Below are 16,057 nucleotides of genomic sequence, written 5' to 3' on the forward strand. Positions count from 1 at the left end.
TCAGGATTGGATGAAACGAATCAGTTCCGAATTGAATTTTTCCAATTCATCATAGAATGCACCATGACCACTCTCTTCAAAAGCAATCAGTTGAGACGAAGCGATGCCTTGATGCATCTGCTCGGCGAACTCAAACGGACAGATCTCATCTTTTTTCCCGTGCAAAATGGCTGTTGGCACCTGAATGGAACTCAGGTCACCTCGCAAGTCCTCATCCCGCAACGCAATTGCACTGCGAATGGTACCATAAGATGAAGCTTCCATGCCGAGGGCGTGGAACCAATCCATGAATGGCTGGCTGTGTTTCTTCGCAAAGAACATGCCGCCAAACGTCTCCAGTAACTTCGGACGATCTGCAAAGATCGGCTCAATGATCTGCTCGTTCAGCTGCTCTGGAGTCAATCCATACGGATAACCTTCACGCTGTGTGAACACAGGTGCTGCTGCAGATAACAAGGCCAGCTTGGAGACACCATGTCCCTTATGGCGAGCCATGTAATGTACTGCGATCGCTCCACCCATGGAGAACCCTGCGAGTACCGCGTCTTTCAGCTCCAGATCATCAATAACGGCACGAACATCATCTGCCATGCGATCATAATCATATCCTGTGGAAGGCTTATCCGATAAGCCATATCCTCTAAAATCTATCGCGATGGCACGAATGCCATGGTTCGGCAGTACATTCAACTGATATTCAAACATTTTATAATTAACAGGCCAGCCATGCAAAAAGACAACCGGGGTGCCTTCGCCAATATCTTCAACATATACTTTTACATTCGGTTCCACTTGTACATAACGTCCCATATTTCACAGCTCCCTTTATCCTCGAATCGTCTCTTCGAATCATTACCCACTGACCCAAGGTTCAAACGTAGCCGTTCAATGAGCCGCATACTACCAGCGTAACCAATTACTCATTTTCCTCTTCAAATCTCATTACCGTAGCAGCCTAAGCCCATTCAGAATAACCAGAATTGTACTGCCTTCATGACCTACCACACCCAAAGGCAGTGCGACATCCTGCAGGAAGTTACCCGCAAGTAAGGCCAGAATAACGGTGATGGCAAAACACATATTCTGTTTCACCGTACGCTGAGCTCGACGAGCCTGCCCAATCACCCAAGCGATCTCTTCAATGTTATCGTTCATGAGTACCGCATCAGCGACCTCCAGTGCAGTCCCGCTGCCAGACAATCCCATCCCCATACCCACAGTAGCTGCTGCAAGTGCCGGTGCATCATTGACACCATCCCCTACCATTAACACAGGACCATACTGTTTGCGGAGCGTTTGAACCTGCTTCACTTTATCTTCAGGCAGCAAATCTGCATAGACCATGTTTACTCCAGTTTCACAGGCAATTACAGAAGCTGATCTGGCTCGATCTCCTGTTAACATGGCAACTTTAACACCCATCGCTTCAAGCTTTTTCACTGCAGCTGCTGCCTGTGGCCGTACCGTGTCCCGCATCGCGATCAGCCCGACTAATTCACCATCAGCCATCACAACGGATACGGTTTTCCCCTCCCCCTCAAGACGGGAGCATACATCGCCCCACTTAGAAGATACCTTCATATGGTTAGCACCATGTTCATCTGGATCATCAACGTTGCTGTCTTTCATCTCCTCTGACTGCATTGATCCCAGTACATCTGTTTTGCCAATGCTCCAGACCACATCGTTCACAGTTCCTTCGATGCCCCAGCCTGTTAGAGCCTGTACGTGTTCCGCTTCCTGAAGTGTAATATTCTCCTTGTTCGCCTGATCTACGATGGCACGAGCCAAAGAATGCATCGAGAGGTTCTCAATCGCCGCTACTGCAGCTAACAGCTTGGCGCGATCTACATGTTCAGCCGTAATAATATCGGTGACTTGCGGGGTGCCCATGGTCAATGTACCTGTTTTGTCAAAAGCCACGACCCGCGTGCGAGCCATATTCTCCATATGGGCACCACCCTTGAAGAGAATGCCACGACGGGCACTACTGGACATCGCGGACAGCATGACAGGCATGATCGAAGACACCAGTGCACAAGGCGAAGCAACAACCAGAAATACCATCGCTTTATAAAATGCCTCATTCCATGTCCAGCCAAGCAGCAGTGGAGTTCCTGCAATTACAAGTAAGGTTACCCCTACAACAATTCGTGCGTATATTCCTTCAAACCGCTCCATAAAACGCTGGGAATCCGGTACTTCCGCCTGCGCTTCTTCCACCATTTTAATGATTTTGCCAAACAGTGACCCTTCAGCGGATTTTGTGACCTCTACGTATAAGGCGCCCTCCCCGTTTACCGTACCTGCATAGACTTCATCCCCTGCAACTTTGTCCACAGGCAGGGATTCTCCAGTGATCGACGACTGATTGATAAAAGAACTCCCCCGGTACACCACGCCATCCGCAGGGATCAGTTCTCCTGGCTTGACCAGCAACAGATCCCCTGGCTTCAGATCATCAATAGCCACAAGGTTCATCTGTCCATCCTCAATACGCAGTGCCGTCTCCGGCTTGAGCGCCAGCAACGATGAGATATCCTTGTGACTGCGCTCTGTCGCATAACTTTCCAACGCACCACTGAGTGCAAAAATAAAGATTAGCATCGCGCCTTCATTCCAGTAGCCAATGGCTGCTGCCCCAAGCGATGCGGCAATCATCAGCAGGTTTACATCCAGATCACGGTCCTTGACCAGTGTCTCGATGCCTTCCTTCGCTTTGGTCCAACCGCCTACGGCATATGCCACAATGTAGAGCATGATGGATAAGGTACCAAAATACGGTGCAGTTCCCCAGGCAATCAGCATCAACAGCCCGCTGCCCAATGCAGATTGCATCTCTTTATTCTGCACCATGGCTCGAAAATCAGGCTTCTTGCCCCGATTGGGGCCGGGTGTTTGGGATGAGCGTTGTTCTGCTTGTTGCTGTCTGTGTAGAGGTTGATGTATCGCTTGCATATGAATCACGTTCCTTTCGAATGGTAGGTTTGCGGATGACGAGTCTGCTAAATTCCGCTCCCAAAAATGAAGTTGTATTGAGAATGAGAGCCATTGTTAATGCCCTAAAAATGACACATGCTGCTGCGGGAATCCCGCAGCAGCATGGTTTTGTGAATGATTTTAAATAATCTCGAATGAGAATGATAATCATTTTTGCACTTATGCAATTGTGTTTACTCAATACAACTTTTAATCAGTATATGCCTGTGATCCACATTTGTAAATGGGCTTTTTTCGATGGATAGTCATACATGCGTGTTCAAAAAGATAAATAGCCGCTGTCCCGGAGGACAACGGCTTTAACCATCTATTGATATTCGTTTGACCTTTTTATGGCATACCACTTAAGTGATTGTTCGCACATTCACCCAATGCCATTTACGCCCCTACACTTGCTCCCTGACTTGCTTTGATGGCTTGCTCGAGATCATAGATAATGTCTTGAATGTTCTCCGTACCCACAGACAGACGAATCAACTCCGGATTAACCCCTGCTGCGGTTTGTTCATCTTCGGTCAACTGCGCGTGAGTTGTACTTGCCGGGTGAATAATCAGTGACTTGGAATCGCCCACGTTTGCAAGGTGAGAGAACAGTTTGACACTCTCAATCAACTTGCGACCCGCGTCCGCACCACCTTTGATGCCAAAGGTCAGAATCGCACCCTGCCCTCTTGGCAGATACTTCTGTGCAAGCTCATAAGAACCGTGGCTCGGCAGACCTGCATAACTTACCCAAGACACATCCTCATGTTTCTCAAGGAATTCTGCAACCGCAAGGGCATTACTACTATGACGCTCTACGCGCAGATGTAATGTCTCGAGTCCTTGCAGCAACAACCAGGAGTTGAATGGAGAGATCGTTGCACCCAGGTCACGCAGAAGTTGTACACGAGCTTTGATAATATAAGCAACCGGTCCAACCGCTTCCGTATATACAACACCGTTATAACTGGAGTCCGGCTCCGTCAATCCCGGGAACTTGCCACTTGCTTTCCAGTCAAATTTTCCGCTATCCACGATAACGCCACCAATGGACGTACCATGACCCCCAATAAATTTCGTTGCAGAGTGAACGACAATATCTGCGCCATGTTCGATGGGACGAAGCAGGTACGGACTCGGGAACGTATTATCCACGATCAAAGGAATTCCATGTTCATGGGCGATGGCTGCCACCGCTTCAATATCCAGTACATTCCCCTTTGGATTACCGATCGTTTCGGCATACAATGCTTTGGTTTTCTCCGTAATCGCTGCCCGGAAATTCTCAGGATCACTGGAATCTACAAATTTCACGTCCAGACCCAGTTTCGGCAAAGTCGTCGAGAACAGATTGTATGTACCTCCATACAAACTCGCCGAAGATACGATCTCATCGCCTGCACCAGCAATATTCAGAAGTGAAAACGTAATGGCTGCCTGACCAGAAGCTGTAGCCAGCGCTCCAGCTCCGCCTTCCAACGCCGCAATCCGTTGCTCAAACACGTCGGTTGTTGGATTCATCAGACGGGTATAAATGTTGCCAAACTCTTTCAAACCAAACAAGTTAGCTGCATGCTCGGTGTCCTTGAATCCATAGGATGTTGTCTGATACAAGGGCACAGCTCGTGCGTTGGTGGTTGGATCAATCTCTTGGCCTGCATGAATTGCCAATGTTTCAAATGAAAGCTCACGTTCGTTTGACATAAATCTGAATCCTCCCTCGATATATACGTTCTTTAAGTTTCTGATGTCTTCGCATGGTGGCGTATGTTTTCCATATTCTCTCACAAGATGCCGTATTTGAAAAGACTTATTTCCGATTGTTCCGATAAGGAAAATTAAATATCCACTTTATCGATTTCTGTACCAAAAAAACCTTTGCCCTCGCAAAGGTTTTTCAGCTACTTTGGCTTTGGTATGCAATACCTCATCCTGGGTTTGGTTAGACCCGAACTGCACTCCATACTTCACGCAAATGTTTGGCCGCAGGTACAGCTTCCTCCGCAGTTACGCCTTCAAGTGAAATATCGATATGCGGCTTGTACGTTTTTAGCAATTCAAAAAATAACGGGTAATCCAGTATACCTGCCCCAGGTACCGGATTAAACTTCTCTCCCTGTGCATCAAAGGCTACATCCTTGGCATGGATTACAATCATGCGTTGATACAGCGATTCCATCACCTCGCGCAAGAAAGCCCCTTGATCTGCTGCATGTGGTTGCTTGATCAGATTACACGGGTCGAACAGCATCCCCAGATTCGATGAAGGAATCTCTTCAAACAAACGTGTCATATGTTCATGGGTATGAAGAGTATGTGTGGACACAGGCTCAATCGCCGTATGCACGCCCCACTTCTCCGCTTCCTCAGCCAACTCCTCAACCGTTTCTTTCAGCACACTCCACGCCTTCTCTTCATATCCATCCGGATGCGTATGCTGATAGGTGTCCAAGCTCCCGGTCTCCGTTGCTACCATGCTACAACCAAAATCCCGGGCATATCGCAGATGCTCCTTGAATCGATCAATGTCCGCACGCCTTGTTACCGGATCAGGGTCAATCGGATTAATATAACAGCCCAGTACCGCAATCTTCACCCCGCGCTGTGCAAATTGATCTCCAATCTCATTCGCTAGCCCCGGGCTCAGCTTGCCATTCGATGAGTCCACATCGGATAATGCTTTGGCCAGCGCCAGCTGTACGGAATTAAATCCGTTATCCGCAATCGTCTGCGCAAGCTGTGCTGTAGGCTGTTTGCCAAATGTATGTGCCAGAATACCAAGTTTCATCTCACTGCCTCCTTATACTAATCCGATTATCAAGTGATTAACGTGCCATCCAGCCACCATCGACATTCAGCACATGACCATTCAGATAATCCGAAGCTGCAGATGCCAGAAAGACAACCGGGCCTTTCAGATCTTCAGGTGTTCCCCAGCGCCCCGCAGGAATACGGGCTGTAATATCCCGGTAACGATTCTCGTCCGCACGGATCTGGGTAGTATTATCGGTTTCCATATAACCAGGTGCGATACCGTTAATCTGGATTCCTTTCCCTGCCCATTCATTGGCGAGTGCTTTGGTTAAACCGGCAACGCCATGTTTACTGGCTGTATATCCTGGCACATTGATCCCACCTTGATAGGACAACATGGATGCAATATTAATGATTTTGCCACTTCCGCGTTCAATCATATGTCTGCCTGCCAATTGGCTTAGGAAAAATACAGTGTTCAGATTCAGACCAATTACATCATGCCAGTCCTGCCCTGCATGATCAACCGCAGGTGTGCGACGAATGATTCCGGCATTGTTGACGAGAATGTCAATTCTGCCCTGGAACGCAAGCGCCTGTTCGAACACTGCCGACAACTCATCTTCACGACTTAAATCCGCTTCAATCACATAAGCTTTGCGTCCGAGTGCTTCAATGGCACTTGCCGTTTCCGCAGGCTTGGAATAAGAGACCAGCACCACATCAGCACCTGCTTCTGCCAAACCAATGGCCATCCCTTGTCCAAGTCCTCCCGAGGTACCTGTTACCAGTGCAACTTGTCCGCTCAAATCAAATGGGTTCATGAATGATTCCTCCGCATGGTTTTGATATGCAATCCGTAGAGCCGTAAGTTCTTTAATCCCATGAATAATGAATGAGGTTAACTTTGATAATCCACTGTGACACCGCTCTGCTCGTATAAGGCAGCCGTCTCTTCATCCAAACGACTATCGCTGATAATGTAGTCCAGTTCCGAACACTGGGCGAAAGTTCGCAGTGCAAATTGTCCGAATTTATAATGATCCACAACGCCGTATACTTGCTGCGAGGCAGATATCATTGCTTTTTTCAAAGGAACCAGATCTCCCGTGTATATGGATAATCCAAATTCCGGATGAAGGGCTGTCGTAGATATGAAGGCTTTATGAATGTTAAGACTGGATATAAACGCAGCCGTATCATCCCCAACCAGCATATTCCGTACACGAGCCCCGCCAGGCACAACCAGTCGCACTTGCTCCTTTTTGGTCAACTCCGCAATAATGAACAGGTCATTGGTCACCACCGTCAGCGGTTGATTATCGAGACGTTTGGCCATCTCCAGCGTGGTGCTGCCACCATCGAGAGCAACGATATCTCCAGGTCGAATGTAAGCAAGGGCACGTTCAGCAATCTCCGTCTTCTCCGGATGATGCTTCTCGGTAACTCCGCGGCTATTCAAGATGCCATACTGGTCATTCTGAGCCAGCATAGCACCACCATGGACACGTACGAGTAACCCCATACTCTCCAACTTGTCGAGATCCTCTCGCACAGTCTTCCCCGTCACCTGCAGCAACTCACTCAGATCACTGACGGTTACTTCCTGGCGCTCCAGCAGAGCCTCCATAATTTTTTCATGTCTTTTCAATGGATTCATCATAATCAACTTCCTATACCACCTGAGTTAAATGAGTAACAGTTTCACACGTACACTTCGGGTACAGAAAACCTTCCGATCACTCTTATCCCCATATTTCCTTTGATCCCTTATTTAAAGGGAGAAATCTGGTGATAAAGGCGCACGCTTCGCTTCTTCTGGTCCTTTCTGTACCCTCCGTTCTAGTGTCTACCCTGTCAATTTAACTCAGACATCTGTAATTTATTATTTCAGGTCTTTCATCGCTACGCCGTCCATATCTTCGAACGTTTGGTTCTCACCAGCCATCGCCCAACAGAAGGTGTAATTGCTTGTACCCACACCACTGTGAATGGACCAGCTTGGGGAAATGATCGCCTGGCGATCACGTACAACCAGATGGCGTGTTTCGTTTGGCTCACCCATCATATGGAATACAACACCGTCTTCAGGCAAGTTCCAGTACAAGTATACTTCGGAACGGCGGTTATGAGTATGTGCAGGCATCGTGTTCCACATGTTACCCTTGTCGAGTTCGGTAATGCCCATCACCAACTGACAACTCTGAATTCCGCCTTCTCCTTGGTGAATGTAACGATAGATCGTACGCTCATTGGAAGTTTCGATGCTGCCCAGATGATTTGGCTGAGCTTGTTCTTGCGTTGCTTTTACTGTTGGATAGGTGTGATGAGCCGGTGTGGATACAAAATAGAATTGGGCAGGTTGAGCCTTGTCACTGCTCGTGAACACAACTTCCTTCACACCTCTACCGATGTAGAGACATTCCTTCGCTCCAATCTCATAACCTTGTCCGTCCGCTGTCACTGTTCCGTGACCACCGACATTAATGATACCGATTTCACGACGCTCCAGGAAAAAGTTCGTTCCGATATCTTTCAGGTTCACTTCAAGGGTAATGTCCTTGCTCTCAGGTACAGCCGTTCCCACAATATAACGATCCACATGAGAATACACCGTTACCAATTCATCATTTGCAAACAGTTGCTCCATCAAAAATTCCTCACGCAGGCGAGATGTATCATACGTTTTCACTTCATTGGGATGTGCAGCATAACGATTTTCCATTATTAATCCATTCCTTTCGTCATTTAAATTAGTTGGGATTGAGTTTGAATATGTTCATATAAGTTCATTTTAGTTCATTATGTATCTTTTGTGTACCTTTATTTTCGAAAAAGTAATTTATGTGATAATGAGATTAAGACTTTTTTCCAAGTCTTATGTACTACTGTAATAAGAGAACCTTCCCCTCGATACCCGATTCAGCCGCTGCAATAGCCTGTTGTACATTCGTTAGTTCATACGTCGCCCCAATGTTTGCCATGACAAGCCTTCCTGCTCTGACCAGCTCCATCACCTCATGAAATACCTGTTCCCAGCGTTCTTGCGAACAGCGTTCCACCCAATGTTTTAACCAGAAAAGTTTCACATGAACTTGTGTTCCCCGGGTTGCTTCATGCCATAACGGTGTGATCCCCGAAAGTAGTCCTACACTGATGACCGTACCATTTGGCTTAAGGCAGCTCACCAACTGTTCCCCGTCTGTCCCTCCAATACAATCCACGGCTGCATCAGCACCGTATCCCTCAGTTAATTCCGCAATTCTAGCCTGTAGCAACTCTTTCGTCGTATTGATAACAGAAACTGCTCCAAGATGATACAGTTCAGCAGTATGACGATCATCTCTCGTAAGCGCAATCAATTTAAATCCATAGATTTTTGAGATCTGTGCAAAGATTCGCCCGATCGCAGATCCCCCTGCATTCACAATCAGGGTATGATCACACGTAAGCTTAAGCACTTCTGTACAGATCAACCAAGCCGTAACCGGATTAATATAGAGCTGACTGGCTGAGTGATCATCGATATCATTTGGCAAGATGATTGTATGACGATCCAAGGTCTTCACGACGTCCTGCCAAGTATTCTCACCTTTTAGCGGCAAGACACGGCGCCCCAACATTTGATTGGATACTCCCGGCCCTACTGCTTCTACTATCCCCACACCCTCAAACCCGGGAACAGCTGGTAATCGGGTACGATGCGGGTAAGCTCCTCGAACAGGAATAATATCGGAGGGATTAATAGGCCGAGCATACATCCTCACTGCTAATTCACCGGGGCCAGGGGGTATCACATCTTTTTCTTCCATACATAACACTTCGCTTGGTTCGCCAAAACGATAATAACGGATTACCCTAGCTTTCATTGGTACATCTCCTAAAATAATTTTGCTAAAATAGCCTAGCTAAAATATTGAATATATTGACTGAGTGTATAACAATAATATCACTGGTAAATTATTTCATAAACGACTTATTAAGATATAATACAACTTTTTTTCATTAAAATTTGCGATAACTTCTGCTTAGAAAAAAAAGAGCCCCACAAACCTTGATTACCAAGGTCGTGAAGCTCTTTCATCATATCAATTAATGTGCAACAGCATTGTTAAGCATGATCCAGATCGAACCAATTACGATGGTCATCATAATCAGTAGTCCGAAAATAAGGGCCATGACATTCCAGCGTGGTTTCTCTGTTTCACGGATATGCATGAAGAAGAAGAGTTGAACCACAAACTGAAGTGCTGCCGTGCCAAGAACAACAATGAGTGTTCCTGTTCTTTCCATCATATCATTGAGAACCACCACAAGTGGAATGATTGTCAGAACGACGGACAGGATGAAGCCGATGACATAAGACTTCAGTGAACCATGTTGCTCATGACCGTGGGAATCATGTGAGTTGTGCTCTGACATCTACATCACCCCCATGAGATAGACGATCGACAGGAGGAAAATCCATACGACGTCCAAGAAGTGCCAGTACAAGCTGATGACGTTGATTTTACCGCGAGTAACATCGGTAATACCACGTTTTTTCAGTTGTAACATAAGTCCAATCATCCAGATCAGACCGAGCGATACGTGAAGTCCGTGAGTTCCCACAAGGGTGAAGAATGCGCCAGAAGCAGCACTCGTTGTAAAGCTGAACCCTTCGTGAATCAACTCAATAAACTCATATACTTCCAGTGCGATAAAGCTTGCACCAAGAACGGCTGTAACAGCCAGCCAACTAATTAATTGTTTTACTTTGCCTTGATTCATCGCCAGTACGGCTAGTCCGCTCGTGAATGAACTTGTGAGCAAGATAAACGTTTCGGCAATAACACCAGGCATTTTGATCAATTCAGACAAAATCGGTCCGCCCGCCGTATTGTCACGCAACACAATGAAGGTTGCGAACAATACGGAGAACAGGATAACGTCGGAAATCAGGAAGAACCAGAATCCGAGAATTTTCATTTCCTGTGGATCATGATGTCCATGGTCGTGACCATGTGCATGATTCTCACCGTGCTTAGCGGCTGCTTGAGCCATCTATACCGACCCCCTTAACGACGCTTCGGTACGCTTAATTTCGTCGACCGGAATATAATAATCCGTATCGTATGAGAATGAACGGGCGATCATACAGATCCCTACGCCAGCGAGTCCGAGAATTGCCATCCACAGCCATCCGAAAACAAAGCCGAAACCGGCAATGAACCAGAAGACAGACATGATGAACGGAATTCCAGAGTTCTTCGGCATATGAATCGGCTCAAGCGGTTGCTCTGGCGGATAGATGCCTTTGGCACGACGTTCTTTCTCTTCCCACCACTCATCAATATCATCTCCGCGCGGTGTAACGGCGAAGTTGTATTCAGGAGCTGGTGAAGGAATTGACCACTCCAGCGTACGGCCATCCCATGGATCGGCAGGAGCTTTGAGTGATTTGTATTTGCGAATACCGTCTGCGATTTGCGCAACTTGGAACAGGAATCCGACACCCATCAGGAATGCCCCGATTGTGGATACGAAGTTCAATTCCCACCAGCCAGTATCCCAGCCGTAAGTGCTCAGACGACGTGTCATACCCATCAAGCCGACAGCGTACTGCGGCATGAAGCAGACATAGAAACCAATATTCCAAGTCCAGAATGCCCATTTGCCCAGTTTCTCTTCGAGTTGGAAACCGAACATTTTAGGCCACCAGTAGTACAGACCTGCGAAGTATCCGAAGACAACACCACCGATCAATACTTGGTGGAAGTGGGCAATCAGGAAGTAACTGTTGTGGAACTGGAAGTCAGCAGGAGCAACGGATAACAGAACGCCTGTCATACCCCCGACAATAAAGCACGGGATAAAGGCAAGTGTCCACATCATCGGAGTCGCCATGCGAATCCTTCCTCGATACATGGTAAACAGCCAGTTGAATATCTTAACCCCTGTTGGAATAGCAATCAACATCGTAGTTACGGCGAAGAATGCATTCACGTCTGCTCCGGAACCCATCGTGAAGAAGTGATGCGCCCATGTGAAGAAGGACAGGAAGCTGATGATCAACATTGCGAATACCATCGACTTGTAACCAAACAGTTTTTTCCGAGAGAAGGTACTTACAATCTCAGAGAATACACCGAATGCCGGCAAGACGACAATGTATACCTCAGGGTGACCCCACATCCAGATCAAGTTGATATACATCATTGGGTTACCGCCCAAATCAAGTGTGAAGAAATGCGCCCCGGCAAACCTGTCGAGGAATAACAATGCAAGTGTCACGGTCAAGATTGGGAAAGCGAACAAGATGATAATACAAGTGGAGAATACCGACCATGTGAACATCGGCATTTTCATCCATCTCATGCCTGGCGCACGCATTTTAATGATGGTAACCAGGAAGTTGATACCGGTAGCCAGGGAACCGATACCTGATATCTGTATACCCCATATATAGAAGTTCTGTCCTACCCCTGGACTGTGCGACAGCTCCGATAGAGGCGGATAACTCAGCCATCCTGCATCCGGTGAACCACCGATAACGAAGGACAGGTTAAACAGCATTGCGCCCAAGAAGAACAGCCAGAAGCTGAGTGCATTCAGGAACGGGAACGCAACGTCTCTTGCTCCGATCTGTAGTGGTACGATAACGTTAAATAGACCAAACATAAATGGCATCGCCATGAACAGGATCATGATCGTGCCGTGAGTTGTGAAGACCTGATTATAGTGTTCAGGATTTAGAAATTCATTGTTAGGCATAGCCAGCTGAAGGCGCATCATTAGCGCATCCACACCACCACGGAATAACATGATAATGGAAGCGATGATATACATGATACCGATCTTTTTATGATCGACAGTCGTTAACCAGTTACGCCAGAGCCAGCCCCATTTTTTGAAATAAGTTAGCACCGCTACAATAGTAATCATGGTAATTCCGATAGCTACCATCGCACCATAAATGAGCGGATCACCGGTTACGAAAAACTCCGATGCAAACTCTTTAAGTCCCTCTAACATTGGGGGCCTCCTTTCGAATCTTTAGTTAGCACTCTTGTCCTCGTCTTGATTGGACGTATCAGTTGCATTTTGAATGGCTCCAGAAGCTTCGTTTGAAGTTCCATGTTTGCTATGAGCACTTTGACCATCTACAACATACTTGGTTACGATATTTTGGAACAATCCTTCTGGGAAGGCAGAATAATAAGCAACATTGCTTGTTCCTGGTTCAGCCAGTGCACTGTAACCTTCGGTGGTCAATGGCTGAGAATTCTGTTTCACATCAGCTACCCATTTGTCAAAATCATCGTCCGATGTAGCATTCACATCAAAACGCATTTCTCCAAAATGCTCACCTGTGAAGTTAGCACCGGAACCCCAGTACTTACCTTCATGATCTGCCTGCAGGTACAAGGTCATTGCCATACCCGACATCGTATAAATCTGTCCTCCAAGTTGCGGAATCCAGAACGAGTTCATTGGTGAATCCGCAGTGAGTTCAAATTTCACGGGCCGATCTGCCGGAATATTCAACGTGTTGACCGTTGCAATCCCTTGCTCAGGATACATAAACAGCCATTTCCAATCCAGTGAAGACACTTGGATGGTAATTGGTGCTTTCTCATGAGCCAACGGCTTCGAAGGCTCCAGATCATACGTGTAACGAATCGTAACAATGGCGAGTATTCCAATAATAATAATTGGAACGGTCCACCAGATTGCCTCAGCCTTTGTACTATGAGACCAGTTAGGTTCATAAGCAGCTTTGTTATCCGGCTTGTCGCGGTAACGCCATACAATTACGGCAGACAAAATGAGTACTGGCACAATGATGACAGCACACAAAATTGTCGAGATGACAATCAAATCTCTCTGCGAAGCGCCAATTGGTCCCTTCGGATCCAGAACAACGTACTGCCCGCCTGCCAGCATTGGCCAGACAATCAATGCAATTGTAACCAACGTCAGGACAACCGGAATGATAATCCGGGTTAGCGACCTAGGTTTCTTGTTCATTTTGATCCCCTCTCCTTAAATTCGCTCATACTGAAAAATCAGTATACTACTCTCTTCCTACTAAAGATATCAGAAATGAACAACTTTTTTGTTCTTGTTAACAAATTTGTCGATTTTACACCTTAAATGTGTGAATTTTTTCTCACAAATCGCTTGTATGGTTGATATTTGCTTATTGTAATCTTTACACATCAAGTCACAAAATAAAACCCTTTGCAGTCTCGTTGAACAATGTCAACGAATCCGCAAAGGGCTTTATTGACTGGATTCCGGGTACTTATCCAGTCTTATTATGAACGAATAAACGCAGGATTATAATTAATCGGCGCCTTCGTCTTCCCGGCGTGTATGAACAAGGCCAATCGCTTTGGCAATAACGTAAATAAACACACTACCTACAAGGAATCCAATACCGACCATCAAGCCAAGATTGCGATCATTAAATTCATTCAGATTGATCAGACACATGATCACTCCCGTAATGAGTGCGACCCATGCCAGAACTGTCATCGTCAAGACGGCGCGCCGCATATTTTTGTCTTTGCGCTCCAATTGGCTAACCATTGCTGTCTTCGATGCCATAGTAAACACTTCCTTTTCCCTTTTTGTAAGTGCTTTCCTTATACCAATATACCACATCAGTATGATTTTTAGTCAACAAATGTTCAAATTCTCTTCGCAATTTGGACACTTTATTTCAATTTCAACTGTTGACAAAATATTTTTCAATTCATTCATACTTCTTATAACCCAAAAAACGTCTCTTCATAACAGGAACTGCACTTGACCTTATGAAACCTTTATGAACTACTCATTTCCAACGGTAAAAATACAAAAAAAAGACGGCACATTGGAATATTCCAATGTTACCGCCGTTCTCAGCTTTAATAAGTGGACCATATATAATGAGGAGCTGCTTTACCCTTTAAACCTGCCACCCAAACTATTGGGGATTATGTTCGTTCCGTGTCTCCAACCAATTATTCTTGATGACGTTCTGATACCAGTAATAACTCTCCTTCGGCGTTCTCACGAGTGAACGATAGTCCATATGAACAAGACCAAAACGCATGCGGTAGCCTTCTGCCCACTCGAAATTATCCATCAGTGACCATGCCATGTACCCTTTCAGGTTAATGCCGTCATTAATGATGCGGTGAATTTGAGCCAAATGCTGTTCATAATAGGCAATCCGGCGATCATCATTAATTTTGCCATTCTCCAGGTCATCATTGATACAGGCACCATTCTCTGTGATATATACATCCACATTGCCGTACTTTTGCAAGTAATGCATAAATTCATACAAACCACGTGATTCCACAGGCCAGCCAATATCGGTTTTGGTGAGGCCCATATCAACTTCTTCCGATTGCAGAGCACCTGCCTCAGGATTAAAGCGATTGATCCCCATCGTGTAATAGTTAATGCCGAGCAGATCGATCGGTTGTGAGATGATCTCCATATCGCCTTCCTGAATTGGCACAGTAGCCCCCGCTTCTGCAAACCAATCCACCATAAACTGCGGATATGAACCTTTGTAGATTGGATCTAGGAACCAATCGGTATTGAGCGCAATCGATCGGTCACAGGCAGCTTGGTCCTCAGGGGATTTGCTGTACGGCTCAGCCCAGCATACGTTCGGAGCAATACCAATCTGCCCCGTTGTTCCCAAGCGACGGAAGGATTGAACGGCCTTACCATGAGCAACCAGCAATCCATGTGCCACATTAATTGACGTTTGCAGGTCTTTGTTTCCTGGCGCATGAATTCCCAGAAGGTTCGACAGGAACGCGATACACCATGGTTCATTGAATGTCAGCCAAAAGTTGATCTTGCCCGAGAATTCTTTGAAAATTACTTCGGCATATTTCACAAAAGCGTCTACCGTTCTGCGGTTGCCCCAGCCCCCGTCATCCTCCAGCGTTTGTGGAAGATCCCAGTGATACAGGGTGAGGAACGGTTCAATTCCAGCCTCGATCAATGCATCCACGAAGCGATGGTAGAAGTCCAGTCCTTCCCGATTGATCTCCCCATCTCCGTCAGGAATAATGCGCGGCCAGGCAATGGAGAACCGGTACGTATTAATCCCGAGTTTCTTCATCAGTTCGATGTCTTCCTCGTAACGGTGGTAACTGTCACATGCGACATCCCCATTGTCTCCGTTATATACCTTGCCAGGTGTGCGCGCAAACGTATCCCAGATGGATACCCCGCGTCCACCTTCCTGTGCCGCTCCTTCTATTTGATAGGAAGCTGTTGCTGTACCCCAGCGAAAATCTTGCGGAAATTTAAAAATGGTCATGGTTGG

Annotated in this window: 14 protein-coding genes; all 14 read right to left on the reverse strand. The window is 46.5% G+C overall.

Annotated features, from left to right (window positions below; all coding sequences use genetic code 11):
- The 14 genes from AC6CIF_RS14675 to AC6CIF_RS14740 all read right to left on the reverse strand — a co-directional run bounded on the left by AC6CIF_RS14675 (position 1) and on the right by AC6CIF_RS14740 (position 16,051).
- Positions 1 to 810: an alpha/beta fold hydrolase gene (locus tag AC6CIF_RS14675; protein ID WP_127546588.1), complete on the reverse strand. Its 810-nt coding sequence runs from the start codon at positions 808 to 810 to the stop codon at positions 1 to 3.
- Positions 811 to 942: 132 nt separating this feature from the next.
- On the reverse strand, positions 943 to 2,958 hold the full coding sequence (locus AC6CIF_RS14680; RefSeq protein WP_498200194.1) for a heavy metal translocating P-type ATPase: 2,016 nt from the start codon (positions 2,956 to 2,958) through the stop codon (positions 943 to 945).
- A gap of 420 nt (positions 2,959 to 3,378) precedes the next feature.
- Positions 3,379 to 4,686, reverse strand: a complete 1,308-nt coding sequence (locus AC6CIF_RS14685; protein WP_498200195.1) for a homocysteine synthase — start codon at positions 4,684 to 4,686, stop codon at positions 3,379 to 3,381.
- 238 nt (positions 4,687 to 4,924) lie between these two features.
- Entirely contained in the window at positions 4,925 to 5,770 is an 846-nt protein-coding gene (locus AC6CIF_RS14690) for a sugar phosphate isomerase/epimerase family protein (protein WP_498200196.1), read from the reverse strand.
- A gap of 37 nt (positions 5,771 to 5,807) precedes the next feature.
- Positions 5,808 to 6,560: a 2-dehydro-3-deoxy-D-gluconate 5-dehydrogenase KduD gene (gene kduD / locus AC6CIF_RS14695; protein WP_458124125.1), complete on the reverse strand. Its 753-nt coding sequence runs from the start codon at positions 6,558 to 6,560 to the stop codon at positions 5,808 to 5,810.
- Between the two features lie 77 nt (positions 6,561 to 6,637).
- Entirely contained in the window at positions 6,638 to 7,396 is a 759-nt protein-coding gene (locus AC6CIF_RS14700; RefSeq protein ID WP_181155596.1) for a DeoR/GlpR family DNA-binding transcription regulator, read from the reverse strand.
- A 225-nt stretch (positions 7,397 to 7,621) separates the two neighbouring features.
- Positions 7,622 to 8,461, reverse strand: coding sequence for a 5-dehydro-4-deoxy-D-glucuronate isomerase (kduI, locus tag AC6CIF_RS14705; RefSeq protein ID WP_498200198.1), 840 nt, complete (start codon positions 8,459 to 8,461; stop codon positions 7,622 to 7,624).
- A gap of 160 nt (positions 8,462 to 8,621) precedes the next feature.
- Positions 8,622 to 9,605: a zinc-dependent alcohol dehydrogenase family protein gene (locus AC6CIF_RS14710; RefSeq protein ID WP_498200200.1), complete on the reverse strand. Its 984-nt coding sequence runs from the start codon at positions 9,603 to 9,605 to the stop codon at positions 8,622 to 8,624.
- 223 nt (positions 9,606 to 9,828) lie between these two features.
- The gene (gene cyoD / locus AC6CIF_RS14715) at positions 9,829 to 10,158 is read right to left on the reverse strand and encodes a cytochrome o ubiquinol oxidase subunit IV (RefSeq protein ID WP_036606914.1); all 330 of its coding nucleotides are present in this window, start codon (positions 10,156 to 10,158) and stop codon (positions 9,829 to 9,831) included.
- Entirely contained in the window at positions 10,159 to 10,779 is a 621-nt protein-coding gene (gene cyoC / locus AC6CIF_RS14720) for a cytochrome o ubiquinol oxidase subunit III (protein ID WP_036606911.1), read from the reverse strand.
- Positions 10,780 to 12,750 carry a cbb3-type cytochrome c oxidase subunit I gene (locus AC6CIF_RS14725; protein WP_076212762.1) on the reverse strand — a complete coding sequence of 657 codons (1,971 nt, stop codon included), beginning with the start codon at positions 12,748 to 12,750 and terminating at the stop codon, positions 10,780 to 10,782.
- Positions 12,751 to 12,771: 21 nt separating this feature from the next.
- Positions 12,772 to 13,746 carry a ubiquinol oxidase subunit II gene (cyoA, locus tag AC6CIF_RS14730; protein WP_498200201.1) on the reverse strand — a complete coding sequence of 325 codons (975 nt, stop codon included), beginning with the start codon at positions 13,744 to 13,746 and terminating at the stop codon, positions 12,772 to 12,774.
- 318 nt (positions 13,747 to 14,064) lie between these two features.
- Positions 14,065 to 14,328, reverse strand: coding sequence for a hypothetical protein (locus AC6CIF_RS14735; RefSeq protein ID WP_036606904.1), 264 nt, complete (start codon positions 14,326 to 14,328; stop codon positions 14,065 to 14,067).
- A 361-nt stretch (positions 14,329 to 14,689) separates the two neighbouring features.
- On the reverse strand, positions 14,690 to 16,051 hold the full coding sequence (locus AC6CIF_RS14740) for a GH1 family beta-glucosidase (RefSeq protein WP_340399490.1): 1,362 nt from the start codon (positions 16,049 to 16,051) through the stop codon (positions 14,690 to 14,692).
- Positions 16,052 to 16,057: the final 6 nt, after the last annotated feature.

The sequence above is a fragment of the Paenibacillus sp. GQ49 genome (assembly GCF_059759055.1).

Bases quoted from the DNA above. Each gene is read 5' to 3' on its own strand.
- AC6CIF_RS14690 (WP_498200196.1), bottom strand. From the start codon at position 5,770: ATGAAACTTGGTATTCTGGCACATACATTTGGCAAACAGCCTACAGCA.
- AC6CIF_RS14725 (WP_076212762.1), bottom strand. From the start codon at position 12,750: ATGTTAGAGGGACTTAAAGAGTTTGCATCGGAGTTTTTCGTAACCGGT.
- cyoA (WP_498200201.1), bottom strand. From the start codon at position 13,746: ATGAACAAGAAACCTAGGTCGCTAACCCGGATTATCATTCCGGTTGTC.
- AC6CIF_RS14675 (WP_127546588.1), bottom strand. From the start codon at position 810: ATGGGACGTTATGTACAAGTGGAACCGAATGTAAAAGTATATGTTGAA.
- AC6CIF_RS14700 (WP_181155596.1), bottom strand. From the start codon at position 7,396: ATGAATCCATTGAAAAGACATGAAAAAATTATGGAGGCTCTGCTGGAG.
- AC6CIF_RS14740 (WP_340399490.1), bottom strand. From the start codon at position 16,051: ATGACCATTTTTAAATTTCCGCAAGATTTTCGCTGGGGTACAGCAACA.
- AC6CIF_RS14680 (WP_498200194.1), bottom strand. From the start codon at position 2,958: ATGCAAGCGATACATCAACCTCTACACAGACAGCAACAAGCAGAACAA.
- cyoD (WP_036606914.1), bottom strand. From the start codon at position 10,158: ATGTCAGAGCACAACTCACATGATTCCCACGGTCATGAGCAACATGGT.
- kduD (WP_458124125.1), bottom strand. From the start codon at position 6,560: ATGAACCCATTTGATTTGAGCGGACAAGTTGCACTGGTAACAGGTACC.
- AC6CIF_RS14685 (WP_498200195.1), bottom strand. From the start codon at position 4,686: ATGTCAAACGAACGTGAGCTTTCATTTGAAACATTGGCAATTCATGCA.
- AC6CIF_RS14735 (WP_036606904.1), bottom strand. From the start codon at position 14,328: ATGGCATCGAAGACAGCAATGGTTAGCCAATTGGAGCGCAAAGACAAA.
- AC6CIF_RS14710 (WP_498200200.1), bottom strand. From the start codon at position 9,605: ATGAAAGCTAGGGTAATCCGTTATTATCGTTTTGGCGAACCAAGCGAA.
- kduI (WP_498200198.1), bottom strand. From the start codon at position 8,461: ATGGAAAATCGTTATGCTGCACATCCCAATGAAGTGAAAACGTATGAT.
- cyoC (WP_036606911.1), bottom strand. From the start codon at position 10,779: ATGGCTCAAGCAGCCGCTAAGCACGGTGAGAATCATGCACATGGTCAC.